Annotated in this window: 22 protein-coding genes; 16 read left to right on the top strand and 6 right to left on the bottom strand. The window is 54.0% G+C overall.

Annotated features, from left to right (window positions below; all coding sequences use genetic code 11):
* Window positions 1-149 precede the first annotated feature (149 nt).
* Entirely contained in the window at window positions 150-1,445 is a 1,296-nt protein-coding gene (locus tag C1N59_RS14895) for a glycoside hydrolase family 28 protein (protein ID WP_394550870.1), read from the top strand.
* Between the two features lie 17 nt (window positions 1,446-1,462).
* Here the strand turns inward: C1N59_RS14895 and C1N59_RS14890 are convergent, their stop codons facing one another.
* A complete protein-coding gene (locus C1N59_RS14890; RefSeq protein ID WP_394549818.1) occupies window positions 1,463-1,972 on the bottom strand; it encodes a hypothetical protein in 510 nt (169 codons plus the stop codon).
* 495 nt (window positions 1,973-2,467) lie between these two features.
* Here C1N59_RS14890 and C1N59_RS14885 point away from each other — a divergent pair, with 495 nt between their 5' ends.
* A complete protein-coding gene (locus C1N59_RS14885) occupies window positions 2,468-3,193 on the top strand; it encodes a YoaK family protein (RefSeq protein WP_283787561.1) in 726 nt (241 codons plus the stop codon).
* Here C1N59_RS14885 and C1N59_RS14880 read toward each other — a convergent pair.
* Window positions 3,190-4,092, bottom strand: a complete 903-nt coding sequence (locus C1N59_RS14880; protein WP_394549817.1) for a lipid kinase — start codon at window positions 4,090-4,092, stop codon at window positions 3,190-3,192. The genes C1N59_RS14885 and C1N59_RS14880 overlap by 4 nt on opposite strands.
* A gap of 160 nt (window positions 4,093-4,252) precedes the next feature.
* On the opposite strand from C1N59_RS14880, the gene C1N59_RS14875 reads away from it, so the two are divergent.
* The 3 genes from C1N59_RS14875 (at window position 4,253) to C1N59_RS14865 (ending at window position 5,424) form a co-directional block, all read left to right on the top strand.
* Window positions 4,253-4,525 carry a cupin domain-containing protein gene (locus C1N59_RS14875; RefSeq protein ID WP_033737438.1) on the top strand — a complete coding sequence of 91 codons (273 nt, stop codon included), beginning with the start codon at window positions 4,253-4,255 and terminating at the stop codon, window positions 4,523-4,525.
* 21 nt (window positions 4,526-4,546) lie between these two features.
* A complete protein-coding gene (locus C1N59_RS14870) occupies window positions 4,547-4,966 on the top strand; it encodes a DUF4186 domain-containing protein (protein WP_039342914.1) in 420 nt (139 codons plus the stop codon).
* Window positions 4,967-5,106: 140 nt separating this feature from the next.
* A complete protein-coding gene (locus C1N59_RS14865; protein ID WP_033737439.1) occupies window positions 5,107-5,424 on the top strand; it encodes a hypothetical protein in 318 nt (105 codons plus the stop codon).
* A gap of 48 nt (window positions 5,425-5,472) precedes the next feature.
* On the opposite strand, the gene C1N59_RS14860 is transcribed toward C1N59_RS14865, so the two are convergent.
* Window positions 5,473-6,660, bottom strand: coding sequence for an AI-2E family transporter (locus C1N59_RS14860; RefSeq protein WP_394549816.1), 1,188 nt, complete (start codon window positions 6,658-6,660; stop codon window positions 5,473-5,475).
* A gap of 376 nt (window positions 6,661-7,036) precedes the next feature.
* Between C1N59_RS14860 and C1N59_RS14855 the strand changes: the two genes are divergently transcribed.
* The gene (locus C1N59_RS14855; protein WP_394549815.1) at window positions 7,037-8,299 is read left to right on the top strand and encodes an acid phosphatase; all 1,263 of its coding nucleotides are present in this window, start codon (window positions 7,037-7,039) and stop codon (window positions 8,297-8,299) included.
* A gap of 33 nt (window positions 8,300-8,332) precedes the next feature.
* Here C1N59_RS14855 and C1N59_RS14850 read toward each other — a convergent pair whose 3' ends face one another.
* Complete coding sequence (locus tag C1N59_RS14850; RefSeq protein WP_394549814.1) at window positions 8,333-9,526, bottom strand: zinc-dependent alcohol dehydrogenase; 1,194 nt, start codon at window positions 9,524-9,526, stop codon at window positions 8,333-8,335.
* Between the two features lie 394 nt (window positions 9,527-9,920).
* Here C1N59_RS14850 and C1N59_RS14845 point away from each other — a divergent pair, with 394 nt between their 5' ends.
* The 4 genes from C1N59_RS14845 to C1N59_RS14830 all read left to right on the top strand — a co-directional run bounded on the left by C1N59_RS14845 (window position 9,921) and on the right by C1N59_RS14830 (window position 14,223).
* Entirely contained in the window at window positions 9,921-11,204 is a 1,284-nt protein-coding gene (locus tag C1N59_RS14845) for an HAAAP family serine/threonine permease (protein ID WP_283787551.1), read from the top strand.
* Between the two features lie 159 nt (window positions 11,205-11,363).
* Window positions 11,364-12,458: an ABC transporter substrate-binding protein gene (locus tag C1N59_RS14840; protein ID WP_039342958.1), complete on the top strand. Its 1,095-nt coding sequence runs from the start codon at window positions 11,364-11,366 to the stop codon at window positions 12,456-12,458.
* A gap of 380 nt (window positions 12,459-12,838) precedes the next feature.
* Window positions 12,839-13,270: an RcnB family protein gene (locus C1N59_RS14835; protein ID WP_033737446.1), complete on the top strand. Its 432-nt coding sequence runs from the start codon at window positions 12,839-12,841 to the stop codon at window positions 13,268-13,270.
* Window positions 13,271-13,377: 107 nt separating this feature from the next.
* Window positions 13,378-14,223 (top strand): Cof-type HAD-IIB family hydrolase, encoded by an 846-nt coding sequence (locus C1N59_RS14830; protein WP_054634331.1) that lies wholly within the window; start codon window positions 13,378-13,380, stop codon window positions 14,221-14,223.
* 37 nt (window positions 14,224-14,260) lie between these two features.
* Here the strand turns inward: C1N59_RS14830 and C1N59_RS14825 are convergent, their stop codons facing one another.
* On the bottom strand, window positions 14,261-15,409 hold the full coding sequence (locus C1N59_RS14825) for an iron-containing alcohol dehydrogenase (RefSeq protein WP_039342907.1): 1,149 nt from the start codon (window positions 15,407-15,409) through the stop codon (window positions 14,261-14,263).
* A gap of 290 nt (window positions 15,410-15,699) precedes the next feature.
* Between C1N59_RS14825 and gntT the strand changes: the two genes are divergently transcribed.
* Window positions 15,700-17,016, top strand: a complete 1,317-nt coding sequence (gntT, locus tag C1N59_RS14820; protein ID WP_039342906.1) for a gluconate transporter — start codon at window positions 15,700-15,702, stop codon at window positions 17,014-17,016.
* A gap of 52 nt (window positions 17,017-17,068) precedes the next feature.
* Here the strand turns inward: gntT and C1N59_RS14815 are convergent, their stop codons facing one another.
* Complete coding sequence (locus tag C1N59_RS14815) at window positions 17,069-17,314, bottom strand: hypothetical protein (protein ID WP_006118397.1); 246 nt, start codon at window positions 17,312-17,314, stop codon at window positions 17,069-17,071.
* An 863-nt stretch (window positions 17,315-18,177) separates the two neighbouring features.
* Here C1N59_RS14815 and pagP point away from each other — a divergent pair.
* From pagP to tatE, 5 genes are all read left to right on the top strand, one after another.
* Window positions 18,178-18,711: a lipid IV(A) palmitoyltransferase PagP gene (gene pagP, locus C1N59_RS14810; RefSeq protein ID WP_110267826.1), complete on the top strand. Its 534-nt coding sequence runs from the start codon at window positions 18,178-18,180 to the stop codon at window positions 18,709-18,711.
* Between the two features lie 150 nt (window positions 18,712-18,861).
* Window positions 18,862-19,071 carry a transcription antiterminator/RNA stability regulator CspE gene (cspE, locus tag C1N59_RS14805; protein WP_006118399.1) on the top strand — a complete coding sequence of 70 codons (210 nt, stop codon included), beginning with the start codon at window positions 18,862-18,864 and terminating at the stop codon, window positions 19,069-19,071.
* A gap of 311 nt (window positions 19,072-19,382) precedes the next feature.
* Window positions 19,383-19,814 carry a GNAT family N-acetyltransferase gene (locus C1N59_RS14800; RefSeq protein ID WP_033737452.1) on the top strand — a complete coding sequence of 144 codons (432 nt, stop codon included), beginning with the start codon at window positions 19,383-19,385 and terminating at the stop codon, window positions 19,812-19,814.
* Window positions 19,815-19,853: 39 nt separating this feature from the next.
* Window positions 19,854-20,651, top strand: coding sequence for a deaminated glutathione amidase (locus tag C1N59_RS14795; RefSeq protein WP_394549813.1), 798 nt, complete (start codon window positions 19,854-19,856; stop codon window positions 20,649-20,651).
* Between the two features lie 145 nt (window positions 20,652-20,796).
* Entirely contained in the window at window positions 20,797-21,000 is a 204-nt protein-coding gene (gene tatE / locus C1N59_RS14790; protein ID WP_006118401.1) for a twin-arginine translocase subunit TatE, read from the top strand.
* The last annotated feature ends 67 nt before the right edge of the window (window positions 21,001-21,067 follow it).

Genomic DNA, 21,067 nt, shown 5'->3' with positions numbered 1-21,067 from the left:
TCCAGGCTGTGGACGGCGGCATTTCAAAGGGGAAAACGAAGCCATCCCGCTTTTATTTCGCTGACCCCTGCGCATCAATTTAACATTTTGACCACTTCCGGCGACGGGCTCATTTTTCTGCTTTACCTGCCAGGAAGGACTTGCGTATTGTGAAGGCCTGTCCCTCTGTCGCCCCTTTCACTATGACTGACCTGATTGTGACGATGTATCGCTCTCCCTTTGTTCTGTTAGCCATGATTGTTGGCCTGGCGATCAGTTTTACCGCTCAGGCACAAATGGGCGATCGACGAACGGTAACACCACCGGTTTATCCGCCGGTCTGCCAGCGTATCCCGGCCATGGATCAATACACTGTCAGTCAGACTATTCAACAGGCGCTGGATAGCTGCCCGTCCGGCAAAATGGTGCTGTTAGTACCCTCAACCCGTGCGAAGGTATTTTATAGCGGGCCACTGTCTTTGCCTTCGGGTGTCAGTCTGGGCATTGATAAGGGAGCGGTGTTGCGCGCACTTCCGGATCCACGATTGTATGATAACGGGCGCGGAAGCTGTGGGACGCTGGATTCGCAGGGCAACGGTTGCAGGGCGTTTATTACTCTCAGTCATGTCCGTGGTAGCGGGATATACGGGCAGGGCATGATCGACGGGCAGGGCGGAGCCTCTGTCACCGGTAAGACGCAAACCTGGTGGCAACTGGCGACCAGCGCCAAGAGTGATGACGCAAAGCAAAATGCGCCGCGGCTGATCCAGGTTGATCACGCCCGGGATATCACGCTGTATCAGATCACCCTGAAGAATGCGCCAAACTTTCACGTGGCTGTCAGTGACAGTGAGGGCATTACGCTATGGGGCATCACCATCGACACGCCCGCGACGGCACGAAACACCGACGGTGTGGATCCCATGGGGTCCAGCGATGTTACGTTAATCAACAGTCGGATCAGTACCGGTGATGACAATGTGGCGATTAAAGCCGGAAACGCACCGGCCTCGCATATTTCCATCGTGAATAACCAGTTTGGCTCTGGTCATGGTATGTCGATTGGCAGTGAAATAAACCGAGGCGTCAGCGATGTGCTGGTGGACGGGCTGACGTTAACCGGCACGACCAATGGCCTGCGCATCAAAAGCGACCGCTCGCGCGGTGGGCAGGTGCGGGCGGTTCGCTACCAAAACATTTGTATGCAGGATGTGGACAATCCCGTGGTCATTGATACGCATTATGATCCGCACGCCAGCGGCACGATGATCCCCGATTACCGGGATATCACCTTCGACAACGTCAGGACAGGCAACGGAAAAATTACGCTGGACGGGTACAGCGAGACGTTTCCGCTTGAGATGACGATAAAAAATGTCTCTATCGCTGAGCAGGCCACGGTAGTACAACGCTTTGCCATTATTCATGGTCAATTTACGCGGGCGCCTCAGACTGCGTGCCGTTAAACAGGTCGAGGGTTGCGCTATTCCCTGAACGCTTTTTTCTCTGCCGCAGTGCCAGCATCGCTGCTATCCGGCTCACCGTACAACTGGTTTGCCGTATCATTCGGCCAGGACTCAATGGCACCGCAGGAATAGGTGTAACTGCCTAACGCCAGTGTATAGCGCAGCACATTCTTATCGTCTTTTGCTGCGCCCCAGATCACCTCCAGCACATCGTTATGCGTTTCGATAAAGTGCTTCGACAACTGATCGAATTTCACGGGCACGAAGCGGGAATAGCTATTGTCTGCAGTAAACGGGCTGCTGGACATGAACAGATCGGTTTCGCCACTTTCCCGGTTTTTCAGGCCCATAAGCATGATGTTATCGGTCGTTTTCAGCAGTTGCAGTGTGATGTCCTGTCCACAGCGCTGGTGTGCGCTGGCCTGAAAATTTCCCAGCAGCGGTGCGCGTAACGGCTGAGCGAGCACATTGCCAGCCAGCCATCCTGTCGCTGTTAACGTCAGTACTGCTTTAGAAATCGGGTTCATACTCTTAATAAATGAGTCGGTGGAGGGAGCGCAAAGCATGAAGCGTTGCGCCACGTGGTACCTTGATCTGCCACAGAGTAGGGTGCAACAGGCTGAAAAGTGAGGCGCTTACTGTTTTAGCGAGGGGTTTTATCGCGGCGTTCGGATCTGACGAGATAAAATATACCCTCCTGACGATGTGCCCTGATGCTGTTGCTATGAACAGGGTGAAGCGGGTCAGCAGAGGCCAACACAACAGACGCGAACACAGCCTGATAAGGTGCGGCATTGTTGTCGAAACAGTCTCTCTATGGCGGTAAGTAGCAGAACAGAGGGAGACCGGCCACGCCAGCCGAAAAGGCCATCCGGCTTCGCGCCGAATGACACAGTAATAGCTTCTACCCTCTCGTTAAAAACAGTCAGGCAGACGGAGGTCTACGTCGCTGAATTAGCGCTTGTTTCCTTAACGAACTCAGCGAATGATAGAGCCAATCGCATCGTACCTGAGTGAACATTATGTTGATCAGCACGGAAACCGAACGGACGCATATTGCGGACAGCCGTCTTGCCTGCACGCTTGCCGCTGTCGCCGGCGCGTTAAACACGGCTGCCTTTGAGATAGTCGGTTTCTTCTCGGCCAATATGACAGGCAACGTATCCTCACTGTCGGATTATCTGGCCAAAGCCAATGTGCATCAGGGCATCTTTTTCCTGCTGATTGTCTGCATGTTTATTTTTGGCGCGATGGTATCGACGCTGATTATTAATGCCGGACGCCGACGGCAGATTCGCACAATCTACGCTGTGAATATTCTGCTGGAAGGTGCGGCGCTGGTGGCGCTGGGCATAACCGAAGCCCATTACACGCTGGCGTCGTCCGGCGCGCTGTTGATTCTGAGCCTGAGTTTTTTGATGGGCCTGCAAAATGCGGTGGTGACCCGCATCTCCAATGCGCGCGTCAGAACGACACATGTCTCCGGGACCTCCACCGACATTGGAATCGAGCTGGCGATGCTGTTTGATGTGCTTCGACGTAAGGCGTCGCCAAAAGACGCGCCGCTGTATGTTGAGCGTCTGCGGCTGCATACCTACACGATCCTCTCTTTCCTGGCGGGCGGGATCGCCGGCATCGGGCTCTGGCATTTACTCAATTACTACTTCCTGGTGCTGATTGGGCTGGGGCTGGTCATCCTGGCGCTGAGCGCTATGCGCAAGCGCCCCGCACTACCTGTAAGCTTTTAAGGATTTTCCCTGCCGGAGGGGGCGGGAGCCAGCACCCTCAACGCATCATTAAGCAGGCGGAAATGGGCTGGCGTTTGCCCGATGATCTCACCATCTGCATTAATAAAGTGTGGCCGACGCGTTTGCAGTGTCAGGGCGGTCGTGCTGAACGTGCGGACATTGCGCCAGCGGCCATGAGTGCCGCGTCGCAGCGAAGGAAACAGCAACAGCAGTTGCCAGCTGCGTTTGATTTCGAGGCTGTAGACGTCCAGCAAGCCATCGTCAGGCGCGGCGCTTTGCTGTACGGTCATTCCGCCACCATAAAAGCGCCCATTGCCAACCGACACCTGCACGGTTTTAATGGCGGTTGCCTTGCCGCCATGAATCAGCGTGGCGCGGAAAGGTCGACTTTGCCGCAGAATGCGCAACGCGGCAAAGGCATAACCCAGCACGCCCCAGCGCTTTTTCGCCTGTGCCGTAAGATTACGAGCCAGCTCAGCCGAGAAACCAATACTGGAGACGTTGAGAAACAGGTGGCCATTGACCTCACCGAGATCCACAGAGCGCATATGGCCCTGGCAAATGACACTCACCGCCTGTTCCAGCTGGGTGGGAATCCCCAGTGTTCGCGCAAAATCATTGGCGGTGCCCAGCGGAAGAATCCCCAGCGGCAGCCCGGTGCGCATCAGTCCCGGCGCTGCCGCATTGAGCGTGCCGTCGCCGCCGCCCACAATCACCCAATCGATTTGGCCGGCGTAAGCAGAAATAAGATCGGGGTAACTACGTTGATCGCCCGGGGCGGGCAGGATTAGATTAATGCCCGCCTGCTGCAGCAGTTCTGTGGCGCGGGCGGCATCAATGCGGCCCTTGCGTGAACGTTGATTGATCAATAACAGCGCAGTCTTTACCCTGTGCGGCATGCTTAATCCGTTTAAGAGATGACGTGTTAACGAGACGATTAGCAGAAAGTACACATGCGGGATTCTCTGTTACAACCTTGCTTGCGCTACTTTACGCAACGGCAAAAAAGCACGCGAGTGACTACACTGCCAGTAAACCCAATGACAGACGAGGATGCCGATGACAGAACATCAATTCAGAACGCTGCTGGCTGAGAAAGGCTTTGCAGAACCGGTCATTGTCGAACGTGAAGCCCACAGTGAACTGGACCAGCACGATCATCCTTTTGAGGCGATGGCGCTGATTCTTGAAGGGGATATCACCCTATTTACCGAAGACGGTGTCCGTACCTACCAGGTAGGAGACATTTTTCATTTGCAGGCCGGGCAACCGCACCGCGAGACGTTTGGCGCGCAGGGCGTACGTTATCTGGCAGGAAGAAAGTTGTCGTGATCGTTGAGACAGAGAAGAACAATGTTTGAGGACCTGTTTGCGCGCCTGTCGCGCTCGCCTTTTCGCCAGCGTTTTCGTCTGGGTCGTAAAGAATACGATTACTGTCTTGCGAAAGGGCAGGCTGGGGTGCAACAGCACGCCGCCGGGTTTATCCACCAGCGTCTGTCCGCCGCCCATCCGGTGAATGACGGCAAGCAAACGCCGATGCGCGGTCATCCGGTCTTTATTGCTCAGCATGCGACGGCGACCTGCTGTCGCGGATGCCTGGCAAAGTGGCACGGTATTGCGCAACATCAGACGCTGACTGATAACCAGCAGGCTTATGTGGTAGCCGTGATCATGGACTGGATTCACCAGGCTATGCAGCAACCCCCTCCTCCACGTCGCGTGCGCAAACCTGCGGCACCGGACCCGTCGCCTCAGCAACTCGATTTGTTATAGGCAACGATTATACCTCTGGTGTCCTTTTAACCAGTCAGGTTCGCTATATTTCATTTCAGGTCTATTCTTAAATCGTTCTTTGGTCTCCTGTGCCAGAATAATTACGCAAGACGACAAATTTCACACAAGAGGGAATTACGATGAAGAAAGCAATTATTGCACTGTCTGCTGTTTTACTGGCCTCGCCAGTTTTCGCTGCTACCACAACGGATGAAACTGTCGCTGAAGCGCATAAAGGCGCAGATACCGCTAAAGAAAAACTGCATCAGACGCAGCACAAAGGCCAGGAGCTGAAGCTGAAGTCTGAGCATGCAGCGGAAGGTAAGAGCAACGCCACCTCAAGCAAAATCTCTGAAGGTGCGCAGAAAGGCTGGCACAAAACTAAAGAAGGCACCGAGAAAGGCTGGGATAAAACCAAGCAGGGTGCCGAAGACCTGAAAAACAAAGCGACCAACTAAGCCGCTTTTGTGTAGAAAAAACCCACCGCTGGTGGGTTTTTTTATTCCCTATTTCTGTTCGGGGTCGGCCGGAACGGTCTTAGCCTGTAAGGCTTCGGCCTTTGCTGCTTCTGCGGCATCCTGCTGCGCCGTATCAGACTGTTTTTTCCCCTCTTCGATAAACTCTTCATCGATTTCTTCGATGTTTTCGCGGTTATCGCGTCCGGACAGTAAATTCCAGCAGGCAATGAACAGGGCAGCAATCACCGGGCCGATGACGAAACCGTTGATGCCATAGATTTCCATTCCGCCCAGGGTGGCGATCAGGATCAGGTAATCAGGCATTTTGGTGTCTTTGCCGACCAGCAGTGGGCGCAGGATGTTATCCACCAGCCCGACGATGACCACAAAGAAGCCCACAAGAAACAGCCCTTTCCACAACGCCCCGGTTGCGAAGAAGAAAATCGCAGCGGGCACCCAGATAATAGCGGAGCCGACGGCAGGAATAAGCGACAGGAAACCCATCAAGGCCCCCCAGAGCAGGCTGCCATCAATATCGGTAATCCAGAAGGCGAGCCCACCTAAAATCCCCTGTACCACACCGACCACGACCGTGCCTTTTACCGTCGCGCGCGACACGGCGGCAAACTTCTTAAACAGATGGTGTTTTACATAGGTAGACAGCGGCAGCGCTTCCAGAATCAGATGGACCAGGTACGATCCATCTTTCAACAGGAAGAACAGCAGATAGAGCATGATGCCGAAGCCGACGGTGAAGCTGAATGTCCCCTTACCGATGATAAAGGCGCTACCGGCCAGGTACTGGCCGCCTTTGAGGGCAAAGGCCGACAGCTTTTGCTGAATCTGCGTAGCATTGTCCAGGTTGTTTTCTGCAAGGTAATGTTTGGCCCAGCCTGGCAGATGTTGCAGCAGATCGGCGAAAACGACCGGGAACTGGGCCGAGTTGGTTTGCAGCTTGTGGTAAACCGTATTCACTTCGACCACCAGCGATGACGCAATAATCGCTAAAGGCGTAAAGACGATCAGACAGATGCATAACAGCGTCAGCAGGGCGGCAAGCCCGTTACGATCGCCCAGCTTGCCTCGCAAATACGTTTTCAGCGGATGGAAGATCACGGCCAGCACGGCAGCCCAGAGAATCGGCGAGAAGTAGGGCGCTAATACCTCGAAAAAAGCCACCGTCGCGATGGCCAGTATCAGCAGGAAAAACCCGATAGTAAGTCCTTTAAAGCGCATAGGATAACCTCATGTAAACATCCCTTGATAAGCACGTATGCCGATGCGGGCATTGGCCACCCGAAAGTGTATGAATGTGGCATCGGGAATCAACGATCAATTCTGTTTTTATTTTCTCCTCACGCTGCATTCGCCAGCGCATTCTTCAGTCGCAGACAACCGACGAGAGACAGGCCATGTCGCGACCCCGGCCGCGGCCGCGAACGATGCCTACCTTAGCGTAGCGGGTTCGGGCGGTTTTGCTGGCGCAGCGCGACAGATTTCTCAGATAAGCCTGCCACTGACGACTGACGCGCGGCCCAGGCTTGCGAAATAAAACTGTCATACAGCAATGCTAGCGTGACAACCGGCAAGGTCAGAGAAAAAAGGAATAATAATGAAAATGCACATTACCCTGATTGCGGCGGCGCTGTTCATGACGCAACAGGCGCAGGCAATCCCGTTGTCTGAAGCCAGTGCGCTGGCGAACAAAACGTCTCAGGGCTCATCCAGTCCGGTATTCAATGCGCTTGAACTGCAGGCGCTGGCGGCAGAGCGCACGGCCATCCAGAACGGTGCACCTACGCTCAGCCGTGACCAGCTAAAACAGGCGAAACAAAGTGACAAACTCGCCGACTATCGCTGGCTGAAAGCCAGTGGCTACAATTTCCAGACCCAACCCCTGCAACAGGCGGGCATTGCGCTGTTATCGGGATTCAGTACGCTGCCGGATAACGTGATGAACGCTAACCGGGCCACAGTGACATCAATTAATCTTAATGCCACGCAGGGCGAACGCCGTCAGGCGCTGGCGGACGCCGAAGGGATTAGCTATCTGTATTTCCTTGCCGATGCCCTGGGACCGCGCTTAGGTAAAGCTTTTCTTGCGGCCTATGAAAAAGGCGAGCTGAGTAAAGCTGCCGCGCTGATAAAAGCCAGTGAAGTCAGCACCAGCGCGGCAAAAAAACACTTCGACTATCCACGTCCTTTCCTGCACAAAGGCAATACGATTCATCTGGTGCCGGATGACACGGTGATCAAAGATAACCAGCCTTATACGGCCGATGGGGGGTCTTTTCCCAGCGGACATACCAATACCGGCTACACCGATGCGTTATTGCTGGCTGAGATGATCCCGGAACGTTTTGATGCGTTGCTGCAACGGGGCGCGCGTTACGGGTATTCGCGTCTGGTTCTGGGCGTACATTATCCGCTGGACGTGATGGGATCGCGCATGGTGGCCCAATATAACGTCGCACATTATCTGAATGATGCTGCTTACCGGACATTATTCGCAGAGGCTCGCCAGCAACTACGCAGTGCGCTGGAAAAAGAGTGTGGTACCACATTAGCGGTGTGCGCAAAACCCGCAGGACAGGATGATCCCTATGGCACTGGCAGCATGAAGCCGTTTTACCGTTTCACCATGAGCTATAACCTGCCGAAGGTGGCAGGCAATAAGGCCAGGTTAACGGTTCCCGACGGCGCAGAGGTGTTGCTGGAAACTGCCTTGCCTCAACTGTCGGCGAAGCAGCGCCGTGCGCTGATGGTGAAAAGCGCGTTACCCGCCGGTTACCCACTGGGTGGGCCGGGCGCGGATCAGGCATTCTGGCAGCGGCTGGATTTAGATGCGGCCTACGCCCAGGCGAGGCACCGTTAACCTGTAACGGGCGGAAAACCCCGCCCGTGTTTGCTACAGCGTCGCCTGGGTTGGCGTCATGCCCGGCACCAGAATCACTTTTCGGCACGCTTCTTCCCGTTTTTCAAAGATGGCATAGCCCCGTGCCGCATCCTCCAGCGGCATATGGTGCGTCACAATCTCTTCCGGGGTTAAATGCCCTTTTTCGATGAGGCTGAGCAGGTCGGGCAGATAAGCATGAACATGCGTCTGGCCCATTTTGAAGGTCAGGCCCTTGTCAAACGCATCGCCGAACAGGAAGCCGTGAATAAAGCCGGCGTACACACCGGGCACGCTGACAATTCCGCCCCGGCGAACGGCCGCAATACACTGACGTAACGCTTTCCCGCTGCTGCCTTCCAGTTTCAGGTTAGTTAATACCGTTTCTGTCAGGCTGCCCTTGGCTTCAAAACCAACGGCGTCAATGACCGCATCCACGCCGCGATGGCCCGCACTGTGTTCAATGATCCAGGCGGCGGGATCGTCAGTTTTATCGAAATTAATCGGGATCACACCATAACGTTCCCGGGCAAAGTCCAGCCGGTAGTCATTATAATCGATCATATAGATCTGTTCTGCGCCCTCCAGGCGGGCGCAGGCGGCGCTGAGTAAGCCGACGGGGCCAGCACCAAAGATCGCGACGCTTGAACCCGGCTTGATTTCAGCATTTTTGACCGCCTGCCAGGCGGTCGGCAGGATATCAGACAGAAACAGCACTTTCTCGTCCGGGAGCGTTGCAGGCACTTTAAACGGACCGGTATTCGCTTTGGGAACTCGGACATATTCCGCCTGACCGCCGGGGATACCGCCGTACAGTTTGCTGTAGCCAAACAGGGCCGCAGGTGGCGTAATTTTTTTGCGGTTTAAGATCGCGCCTCTTCCGCTGTTGGTGTTTTCGCACGCGGCGTACTGATGCAGATGACAAAAAAAGCAGTCGCCGCAGGCAATCACAAACGGAATCACCACCCGATCACCTTTTGCCACGGCGGTCACTGCGCGACCTGCTTCCACCACTTCGCCCATGAACTCGTGGCCAAAAATGTCGCCATGATCCGTACCCGGAATTTTTCCCCGGTACAGGTGCAGATCTGAGCCACAAATAGCCGTGGCGGTAACGCGAAGAATAATATCATCGGCCGCTTCCAGACCGGGATCGGCAACATTATCAACGCTGACTTTATGCGGACCATGCCAGGTTAAGGCTTTCATGTAGTTGACTCCTGTAAACCGGTGAAGCACAGCAACGGCGCGGTCGGCGATACCCGCCCGACAACAGTCGTCGCCAAAATTTGTAAGGGTGCTTGAAGTGTAGTGAGGGAAAAACGGGTAAGCAGAGCGGTGGGGTGAAACCATGAAACAACCACGGCCTGTAAAGCCTTTCCTGTAGGGGATGATGCGCATAACCCGCCCGGAATCTGCACGATATGACGCATTACTTGAACTCAGGTCGTCAGATAGTGTAAAAAAACGCACGCGCAATCGATTACGCAGCGGCAGCCTGAGGCATTCCTGTCGCCCGCGTTTACCTGTTCCCTCTGAGAACGGCCACACTTTTATCCGCAACTGGCCGCCTTTGCGGCTGATGCATACTCTGGAAAAGCTAATGAAAACCTCGCACACCCGCCCCCTGGAATCTGCCCGCATTACAGAAGAAACGGGCTGGCGTAAAACGGATACCGTCTGGATGCTGGGGCTGTACGGCACCGCAATCGGCGCAGGCGTCCTGTTTCTGCCCATCAATGCGGGGATGGGCGGTCTGTTGCCGCTGATAATTATGGCGCTGCTGGCTTTTCCGCTGACATTTTTTGCCCATCGCGCCTTAACGCGTTTCGTGCTGTCAGGCAGTCATCCGGCGGGCGACATCACGGATGTGGTGGAGGAGCATTTTGGGGCTGGCGCAGGCAGGTTGATCACGCTGCTCTATTTCTTTGCTATCTACCCCATTTTGCTGATGTACAGCGTGGCGATGACGAATACGGTCGAAAGCCTGATGGTCAATCAACTTGGGTTGACTGCGCCCCCGCGCGCCTTACTGGCGCTGCTGTTAATTGTCGGCATGATGACGGTGGTGCGCTTCGGCCAGACCATGATTGTCAAGGCGATGAGCGTGCTGGTTTATCCCTTCGTCGCGGTGCTGATGTTGATGGCCGTCTGCCTGATTCCTCACTGGCACAGCGCCGCACTGCAAACGTTGCACAGCGGCGGCGGCAACCTGTGGAGCACGTTGTGGCTGGCCCTGCCGGTGATGGTCTTTTCTTTTAATCACTCGCCGATTATCTCATCATTTGCGGTGGCCAAACGTCAGGAATACGGCGCCCAGGCTGAGCAAAAATGCTCACGGATTCTGGCCTGCGCGCACCTGTTAATGGTGCTGACCGTTATGTTCTTTGTGTTCAGCTGTGTGCTGAGCTTGTCCCCTGATGACCTGCGGTCAGCGAAAGCTCAGAACATTACGATATTGTCCTATCTGGCGAACCATTTTAATGCGCCGCTGATCGCCTGGACGGGGCCGGTAATCGCCATGGTTGCAATCGCTAAATCCTTTCTCGGGCACTACTTAGGGGCACGCGAAGGGTTTAACGGCATCGTTAACAAAGCCCTGCGCAGCCGGGGCAAGACGATTGCGCCTCAGCGGCTGAATCGCCTGACGGCAGGCTTTATGCTGCTGACGACCTGGTTGGTGGCGACGCTCGATCCTAATATTCTGAGCATGATTGAAACCCTGGGCGGCCCGGTGATTGCGGTCATTCTGTTTTTAATGCCGATGTACGCTATTCATCGTGTTCCTGCCATGCGCCAATACAGCGGCAAGCTCAGTAATGTCTTTGTGGTGGCCAGTGGGCTGATTGCCATTTCCGCTATTTTCTATTCGCTTTTGCAGGCGTGACTGGCGGGCGGCTGGCAACGCCGCCCTGTGTTTCTGCCGGACAGCGATCCTCCGTTCACGGCTTCAGACGTATTCGCTAAAAAAAGTTTTAAATTTTTTACGAATTTGCATGTTAAAGTTAACGAGAATAATTCTTATTCCTTAACAGGGTTACTAAACATGAAATTCGGTATTTTTGCAGCAACATTGTTGGCCTCAACCGTCTGTTCGGCAACGACGTATCCTGTCACCGTCACCGACATGGATGGCCAGCGTATCACGCTGCAGAAAGAGCCCCGGCACATCATTTTGCAGGACGGGCGCGACATTATGGCGCTGGCGTTGCTGGATCGTGATAATCCGTTCAAACGCGTCGTGGCCTGGAACAATCTGCCCAAAAAGCAGGACACGCAAACGTGGGCGCTGCTGGAGAAAACCTGGCCGCAGGCTGCCAGTATTGTGGATATGGGATTCAACGATCAGGGACAGGTAAACCTTGAAAGCGTGCTGGCGCAGAAGCCGGATCTGATGATTGCGCAACTGCGTGCCAAACCGGCGCTGATGCAATCTGGCGTACTGACCACGTTGAAAAGCCTGAATATCCCGGTCGTGTTTGTCGATGACGAACTGCATCCTAAGCAAAACACGGTGCCAGGGATAACGTTGCTGGGCAGCGTGCTGAACCGTGAAGCGGAGGCGAAAGCCTATACAGATTTTTATCAACAGCGCTGGCATGCGCTGCAAACGAAAATCGATCAGGTCAAAAACAAGCCTACCGTCTTTATTGAACCTATCGCCGGTAACAGCGACAGCTGCTGTTTTACCCACGCTCACAGCGGCTGGGGCGGGCTGGTTGAGGCGGTCGGCGGTAAAAATATTGGCTCGTCACTGCTGCCCGGTAATGCCGGTTTTGTGTCGCTGGAGAAGATCATCGCCATGAAGCCGGACGTTTACATTATGACCGGCTCGAAACGGTCCAACAGCAACGTGTTGCCGCTGGGCTACGGGGCGAATAAACAGGATGTCGCCACCACTTTTACCACATTACTAAAACGCACAGGGCTGGCGCAGATTGAGCCGGTGAAACAGGGAAAGACCTACGGGATTTATCACCACTTTTATAACCATCCCTACAACATTATTGGTATGGAAATTCTGGCAAAAGATCTTTATCCAAAGCAGTTTAGTGACCTGGATCCTACCGCGGATTACCACAACATTATCCGCCAGTTTACTAAATTACCGGATGCGCCCGTCATGCTGAGTTATCCCTGATACCTTTCCCTGAGGCGCGAACCTGTTGACCGCCGCGTGCAGGCTGAATTATGTGTTGAGTCAGCCTGCATAACGCGCTGCGGTTGAGGCTGATCCGCTTATCGGAAAGGATTCCGTTACGTTGCCGATGACCGCGCGCCTCTGGCTGACGCGCTTTCGTGCCGTTTAACATCATGGTCGGGCTGACCCTGCTCGCCTGATTACGCGTGAGTCTCTGCTGTCACCCTGTTGTTCTTCCACCTGCGGCGTCGTTCAGCGCGTCCTGAGACACGGCGCTTTCATCTGCTGACTTTTAAGAGTTTTGGCGATACTTATTGTGACGCCTCATGCCGATAGTAGTCATAACGGCGCGTCGTCGCCGTTATACTGGAGGCAGTACCATGAAAAAAATAAAATCAGTTTTAGTGAGTGTCCTTTTAGCATACAGCACCCTGTACAGCCTGCCGGGACTGGCGGATGGCCCCGGTGGTCCTGGTGGCCCATGGCATCATCCGGGACGCGGTCCTGATGGTTTCGGCCCGCCGGGCCTGCGACGCGAAGGACCGCCGGGACCGGGTGGACCGCCACCGCCTGATGCGCGTCGTGACTACGACCACGATCGGTTTGCGTGGGAAGGGCATGAATTCCGGCGCGGCCGACCCGTTCCACGGGAATATTGCGGCGACAGATACCGGATCGATGACTGGCGTGAGCGCGGGTTGAGAGAGCCACCGGAAGGGCAGCACTGGGCGGATATCGATGGTAACTATGTGCTGATTGCAGCGGCCACCGGCATTATCACCTCACTCATCCTCAACAACGCGTTTCATTGATCACCATACAGGGATGGCAGATGCCATCCCTTTTTTATGCCACATGCGCTGCATTATCAGGCTATTCTGACAGTGAATCCTGAACGTTTCCCTGCTAAGGAGTTCTGATGACCACGGTAAAAATGGTTGCCGTTGATATGGACGGCACCTTTCTGGATGACAAAAAGCAGTACAACCGCGCCCGTTTTCTTGCCTGTTACCACCAGCTCAGCCAGCGAAACATCAGGTTTGTGGTCGCCAGTGGCAATCAATACCACCAACTGCGGTCGTTTTTTCCTGAGATTGCCAGCGAGATCGCCTTCGTCGCTGAAAATGGCGCATTGATTATCGACAGGGATGAAGAGCGGTTCTGTGGCGCGTTCTCACGCAGCGACATTGATGCCGTGCTCGATACGTTGAAAAACGGACACTATCCCGACCTGCGTTATCTGCTTTGTGGACGAAACAGCGCCTATTATTTTGAGGGAATGGATGAAACGTGGCTGGTGAAGATGCGTCACTACTGTCACCGGCTTAAGCCAATACGTACGCTTGATGAGGTGGCTGACGATCGGATACTGAAATTTGCGCTGAATCTGTCAGACGATTACGTTGAGCCTTTAATGGCGGATATTGGTCGCCTGCACGCAGGATCGGCAGCAGCCACATCCAGCGGTCACGGCTCGGTAGATTTAATCGTGCCCGGTCAGCATAAAGCCAATGGCCTGAACCTGCTGGCACAGCGCTGGGACATTTCCCACGATCAGGTGCTGGCCTTTGGTGATGGCGGTAACGATCTGGAAATGCTGCAGCAGTCCGGGTACAGCTTCGCCATGCGCAATGCGCCGCAACGGGTAAAGCAAACGGCGCGTTTTTTGGCTCCCGGAAACAATGAGGAAGGTGTCCTGCAGGTGATTGAACAGATGCTGGCAGGGGAAGCGCCGTTCAATACAGCGGCAGCGCAGCAGAGGTAGTGGCCTGATGCGGGCGGGCAAAACGCCCGCCCGTGGGCTACGCGGTGACGGTCCAGGCACGAACAAGCATGTCGTGCATCTCATCTTTACTGTAGCTGATCAGACTGTTTTTACTGTTCGCGCGGGCCAGAATCCAGGCCACGTCCGCTTCGCTCAGCGTCGGGCCATCCAGCCAGAATGCGGTAATCGCGGTACGTTGCAGCCAGGCTTTCAGGTCACGTGCCGGAGAGTCCGTGTGCGTGCCAAACAGCTGCTGATGCATGTCGGCCATCAACTGACGTTGTTCAGGATGCTGGCTCACGGCCAGATGGTCCAGAAACGTGAATAACAGCCTGCCGCAGACTTCGCCATGATGGAAAGGCTTTATCGCCCCCAACTCGCCCGCAATACCGTGAATCACGCCCAGACCGGCAGTGCTCAGGCTGACACCGCCCAGCCAGGAAGCCATCATCATCGCCTCACGCGCCCGATCGCCTGTTTCATCCAACTGGTTCAAGGCCGGCCAGGCCTGGATAAACTGACGCAGCCCACTCAAGGCCATCTGACGGGTAAAGTGGTTGCCCTTGCCAGACAGGTAGGCTTCAAACAGATGTGTGAAGGCATCGATCCCGCAGGTCGCCAGCACAGTATCGGGGGCGCCTTTGAGTAAGTCGGGATCCAGGATGGCGACCTGCGGCACAAATACCGGATGACGCAGCGACGCTTTGATCTGGATATCCTGCTGGTCGGTCACCACCGCGTTTTGGGTAACTTCGCTGCCGGTGCCCGCCGTGGTCGGAACGGCGATGAGGGGAAGGGTAACCGGGTTGACCGCCGTATCGCCGACTTTTTCCAGATAACGGGCCGTGGAGAGTGGATGCTGAATCATGGCGCTAAAGGCTTTAGCCGCATCCAGTACGCTTCCGCCGCCTATCGCGACGACCCGATCAACATGCCCTCGCCAGCGGGTGACCCAGCCATCAATATCCGCCGGGGAAGCCTCATGGCTGACAATTTCATAACCCACAATATGATCGTTCAGGGTGGTTTTGATACGTGCATAAGCTTCCCCCTGCAAAAATGACCGGCCGCAAAAGAGCAGAGTGGCCTGGGGTTGGGCAGCCAGCAGAGGAATCAGCTTGCTGAGGCTTCCCCGGCCAAAAAGGGTATGTTGATTGCTGTACAGCTCACTCAGATTGTCACTCACCCGCGCATCCTTTTGTCTCTTCGCTAAGCTTTGAGTGTAACGAAAACCCAACGTCAGGCCTCAAGAAACTTTCTGATAGCGGTCGGTTAAAAAGTTGATCACCTTCGCAAAACGTAAATTCATCCCTGGCGGGGTGATGCGCGAGTCGGGATGTTACCCTTAACATGTTATCGGTAACAGGGTGTGTCAAAACATAAATGTCACGACATTTCCCTGATTTTAAGCGTCCTCCGGGACCACGATAACCAAGCGGCACTGACATCATTCAGGGCATCAGGTGGAGAAAAATTATGCCATTACTCTATGTGGCGATTGGCGTGGCATTACTGTTACTGCTGATGATTCGCTTTAAACTTAATGGTTTTATCGCGTTGATTCTGGTTGCGCTGGCGGTGGGCGTGATGCAGGGCATGCCGGTCAACAAAGTGATTATTTCAATTAAAAATGGCGTGGGCGGCACGCTGGGCGGTCTGGCGCTGATTATGGGTTTTGGCGCGATGCTCGGTAAACTGCTGGCCGACTGCGGCGGTGCGCAGCGTATTGCCACCACGTTGATTGCGAAGTTTGGCACGCGGCATATTCAGTGGGCGCTCGTGCTGACCGGCTTCATCGTGGGGTTTGCGCTGTTTTATGAGGTCGGTTTTGTCTTAATGCTGCCGCTGGTGTTTAGCGTCGCCGCATCAGCACGTGTCCCGCTGCTGTTTGTGGGCGTGCCGATGGCCGCGGCACTGTCCGTAACCCACGGTTTTCTGCCTCCTCATCCGGGCCCGACCGCCATTGCGACGCTGTTCAACGCAGATATGGGGAAAACGCTGCTGTTTGGCACCTTACTGGGCATTCCAACGGTGATTCTTGCGGGGCCGGTTTATGCCCGTTTCCTGAAAGGCATTGATAAACCGATTCCGGAAGGCCTGTACAACCCCAAAACTTTCACGGAAGCGGAAATGCCGGGCTTTGGGGTCAGCGTCTGGACATCGCTTGTGCCTGTAATACTGATGGCGCTGCGCGCGGTGGCCGAAATGGTTCTGCCTAAAGGGCATGCCTTGCTCCCTTATGCTGAGTTCTTTGGCGATCCCATCATGGCGACACTGATTGCTGTGCTGATTGCTATCTTCACCTTCGGTCTGAATCGTGGTCGCAGTATGGAACAGGTCATGGATACCCTGAGCGACTCCATCAAGATTATCGCCATGATGCTGCTCATCATTGGCGGCGGCGGTGCCTTTAAACAGGTCCTGGTGGACAGCGGCGTGGATAAATACATCGCCGGTATGATGCATGCAACTAATCTGTCGCCTCTCTTCATGGCATGGTCAATCGCTGCTGTGTTACGTATTGCACTCGGATCCGCTACCGTTGCGGCCATTACGGCAGGCGGCATTGTGGCACCACTGATTGCGACCAGCGGTGCCAGCCCTGAACTGATGGTCATTGCGGTGGGCTCGGGCAGTGTGATTTTTTCACACGTTAACGATCCGGGGTTCTGGTTATTTAAAGAGTATTTTAACCTGACTATAGGCGAGACGCTTCGCTCTTGGTCTGCGCTGGAAACCATTATTTCGGTGTGTGGGCTGGTGGGCTGTTTGTTGCTCTCTTACGTGGTATAGAAATCAGAGTGTAGAAAACAAAAGGGCCGCACAGAACGGGCGGCCCAAAAGGTTAATCTGCATCTTCAAAACCCGCTTTCACCATTTCTTCTCGCAGTGCGCGGGCAATCTCACGGTTACCGCCTGTAACCGGATAAATCACATTGTTGACCACATCATCAAGGTAATGCTCCGCAAACTCTTGTCGGGTCAGTTGCGTGCCGCCTTCATCATTGATGGCGAAAAAACCTTTGATTTTGTCGCCGCTGTACTTTGCCTTAAGGCTGTAGCGGCCCATACTGGTATTAATACTGCTCATAAGGTCTCTCCCTGCTCTGCATTTGGACTGTCAACATTCTCGGGCTTTCCTGTCGGCATAAATTTTAGCCAGGAATAATCTGCAAAACGAAACGGCAGGCCGCACTAAAGTCACGCGATGCGATACTTCTCACAGAAAGAAACCGCTAAAACCGATTATTGCCTTCCGGTATGCGATCACGGCTGGCAAAAAGCAAACGGCAAAATCTCGCCTATACTGTCAGGGGATTGTTTTATTAGGTAAGGGATATGAAATGAAAATAATTTTGTGGATCATCGCCATCATTTTTATCGTCGGACTGCTGACGCTGACAGGCGTGTTTAAGCTCATCTTCTGATCGTGTTTTTACGGGCATCCAGACGGGTGCCCGATGCCTAAAATTTTCCTGTGTGTTGTTTCTTTCCCCTTCGTATTTCAGCCTGCATCTCTGCGTCATCCCGACCGGCTGTGCCATCCCCAGGTACGTTGTGGCCGCAATCGCTGTTCTTCTCATCAAGGCCCTCGTACGCCCGCACAAGCAGGATCAGCGCCCGGTTTCATAGAGGAGTGTAACAGGGACACACCATATTTTAGCGGGTTTCTCAGTAAGCCCGGTTGCCTGTAAGTTGCTGTTTCGCTAGCTGAAGGGCAGGTAAGCGGCTATTTGCCCTTGCCGTTTGGGATGTGTTCAGATTTTTTACGTTAAAATTTCCCCACTTTTCCGTAACATGAATGATAATTACATGCTGAAAATACCCGGAGAGGGACACGTATCCGGGATTGAGGCGTTTTTCCGTTACTGAGTTTCAGTGTGGAATACTGAATTTAATCGAAACGATACAGGTAGCATTGACGTGAATAAATCTCTTTTTTCAGGCCCCTTTTTGGCCCTGTTTGTCTCTTTTTCCCTCCAGGCCGCCACATTTACCCAGCAAATCAAATCCGGCTGGAACACCTTTAGCGATAATGTTCAGCAAACCTGGGAACAACCGCAGAGCATCGATCTTTATGTGCCTGCCATCACCTGGCACAACCGTTGGACCTATGACAGAGAGCATATTGATCGCTACAACGAACGTCCCTGGGGAGCGGGCGGTGGCGTTTCCCGTTACGACGAGAAAGGGAACTGGCATGGCCTTTATGCGATGGCGTTCAAAGACTCCTTTAATCATTGGGAACCTTTTACAGGCTATGGCTGGGAAGCGACCTGGCGCCCGCTCACTAATCAGGCATTTCATTATGGACTGGGCTATACGGTTGGGGTAACGGCAAGGGATAACTGGGGATATTATCCCATCCCGGCTATATTACCTCTGGCATCAGTAGGTTACGGCCCAGTGAACTTTCAAATGACTTACATTCCAGGGACTTATAACAACGGGAACGTGTATTTTGCCTGGGTGCGCTGGCAGTTTTAACTGTCCGCGCCAGTGAATAAGTCACCGAAGGGTAAATAAAATGGATATTTATCACTTTTTCATCAAATCAGGCTGGACAAAACCTTCAGCAATTGCTGTACTAGATGACGACACAGTTTAGTGTCCATTTTTCATGTAAAGGTAATATAGATGTCTAAGATTAAAGGTAACGTTAAGTGGTTTAATGAATCTAAAGGATTCGGTTTCATTACTCCTGAAGATGGCAGCAAAGATGTATTCGTACACTTCTCTGCGATCCAGAGCAATGGCTTCAAAACTCTGGCTGAAGGTCAGCGTGTAGAGTTTGAAATCACTGACGGCGCAAAAGGCCCATCTGCTGCTAACGTTATCAGTCTGTAAGTTAACAGTCAGAATTCTAAAAACCCGCCTTCTGGCGGGTTTTTTTATGCCTGCGTTAATCTGTTTTTTGCTGCGGCGAGAACCCTGCTTGCGGTGTTGCTCACTTTAACCTCACGAACGGCTGCTTTCCTGCTGCCTTTCTTAATCCAGTCAGCCGCTTATCCGCCGTCAGGACGGTATTTCAGCGCATAAATTGCGCTACCAGTCACAGATAGCTCTTGTAACATAATTATAACAACCTCCCGAGGCAGCATTTTCGGGCTGATCGGGTTATAACTACCTTTCTACATCGCAGAGGAAGAGGTGACAGGATGAATATTCGCCCCGCCCAGGCCAGGGACAGTTTCGTGTTGAGCGCGCTGTTAAGTGAATTAGGTTATGGCGGCACAGAGTCGTTTATTGAACAGCGCCTTGCCCAGTTGATAACCGATCCCAGTGAAACGCTGCTGGTGGCCGAACACGGTAATCAGGTGCTGGGTTTTCTCTCTATGCACTTCATCCCACAACTGGCCCTGGCCGGTGATTTTGCCCGTATCAGCTATTTTTGTATTGCCGATGGTGAGCGCAGCAAAGGGGTGGGACAGACGCTGCTTAAGCAGGCTGAAGCGCTGGCGGCGCAACATGGCTGTGATCGCATGGAAGTACATTGTCATGCGTCACGCCTTAAAGCCAACCAGTTTTATGGCCGCGAAGGGTATGTTGAATCACCGCGCTACCATGTGAAAGCCTTACAGCCATTATAAGCGCCACAGCAGGGCTGCTGTCGGCAGGGAGGATGACGAATGAAAGTCGCGCTGGGTCAGTTTGTCGTTAAACGGGAATGGCAGGAGAATGCGCAAGCCTGTATAAACATGATGGCACAAGCCCGGGAAGCCAGCGCCGATCTGCTGGTGCTACCGGAGGCCGTGCTGGCCACAGATATGACCAACCCTGACTGGATACGGGAAGCGGCCCAACCGCTGAACGGCCCGTTTCTGACCCAGTTACTGGCCGCCAGCCAGGGGCAGGCGCTGACGACCGTGTTCGGGATGCATGTGCCGGGCGACAGCCATAAAGTCTTTAACGTTCTGGTAGCCATTTGCGACGGCAAGATTCTGGCGGAATACCGCAAGCTGCATCTGTACGATGCCTTTTCAATGCAGGAATCGGCGCGGGTTGAGGCCGGTCAGGACGTGCCGCCGTTGGTGCCCGTGGCGGGCATGAACGTTGGGCTGATGACCTGCTATGACGTGCGGTTTCCGGAAATGGCACGACGTCTTGTGCTGGATGGTGCTGACGTGCTGGTCGTGCCATCAGCATGGGTCAGAGGACCGCTAAAAGAGATGCACTGGGATTTACTCACCCGAACGCGAGCGCTGGAAAATACCTGTTATGTATTGGCGGTGGGCGAGTGCGGCGCACGTAATATTGGCAACAGTATGGTGATCGATCCGCTGGGCGTACCCATAAGTCGCGCCGCGGAGTCGCCTGCTTTGATCGTTGCCGATCTGGACCCACAGCGCATTGCGGCGGCGCGGGCTCTGCTGCCGGTGCTGGAGAACCGTCGCTTTGCCCGGCCAGAGCTGGATCCGGCGCGTTGATCCCCGAGGCGCAGGGGAACGGGCAAAGCGTAGCGCATAAAATGCGTCGGGCGTTTTCTTACTCTGTTACAGATTCCGCTTGAGGTTGCCCCTAAACTGCGCCTAAATAGTCATTACCGTTATTCGTCAGATTATAAGGTTAAATATGGAAGGTATCAGTATTGCCAAGCTGCTGATTATCGGTGCGCTTATCGTACTGCTTTTTGGCACCAACAAGTTACGCTCTCTGGGTGGCGATCTGGGCTCCGCAATCAAAGGCTTTAAAAAGGCTATGAAAGACGAAGATTCCAGTGCAGCACGTACCTCAGCGGAAGAAACCCCTGCAGAACGCGTTTCTCATAAAGAGTAAGACCGCGTCAGAATGACAGAAGTGTTACTTTTTATTTCTGACTGCAGAAAAAAACCAGATTGCGGAC

The sequence above is a fragment of the Pantoea sp. SGAir0183 genome, from assembly GCF_043545505.1.
Note: the sequence above shows the minus strand (reverse complement) of the source record. Positions and strands in the feature narration are given on the sequence as shown.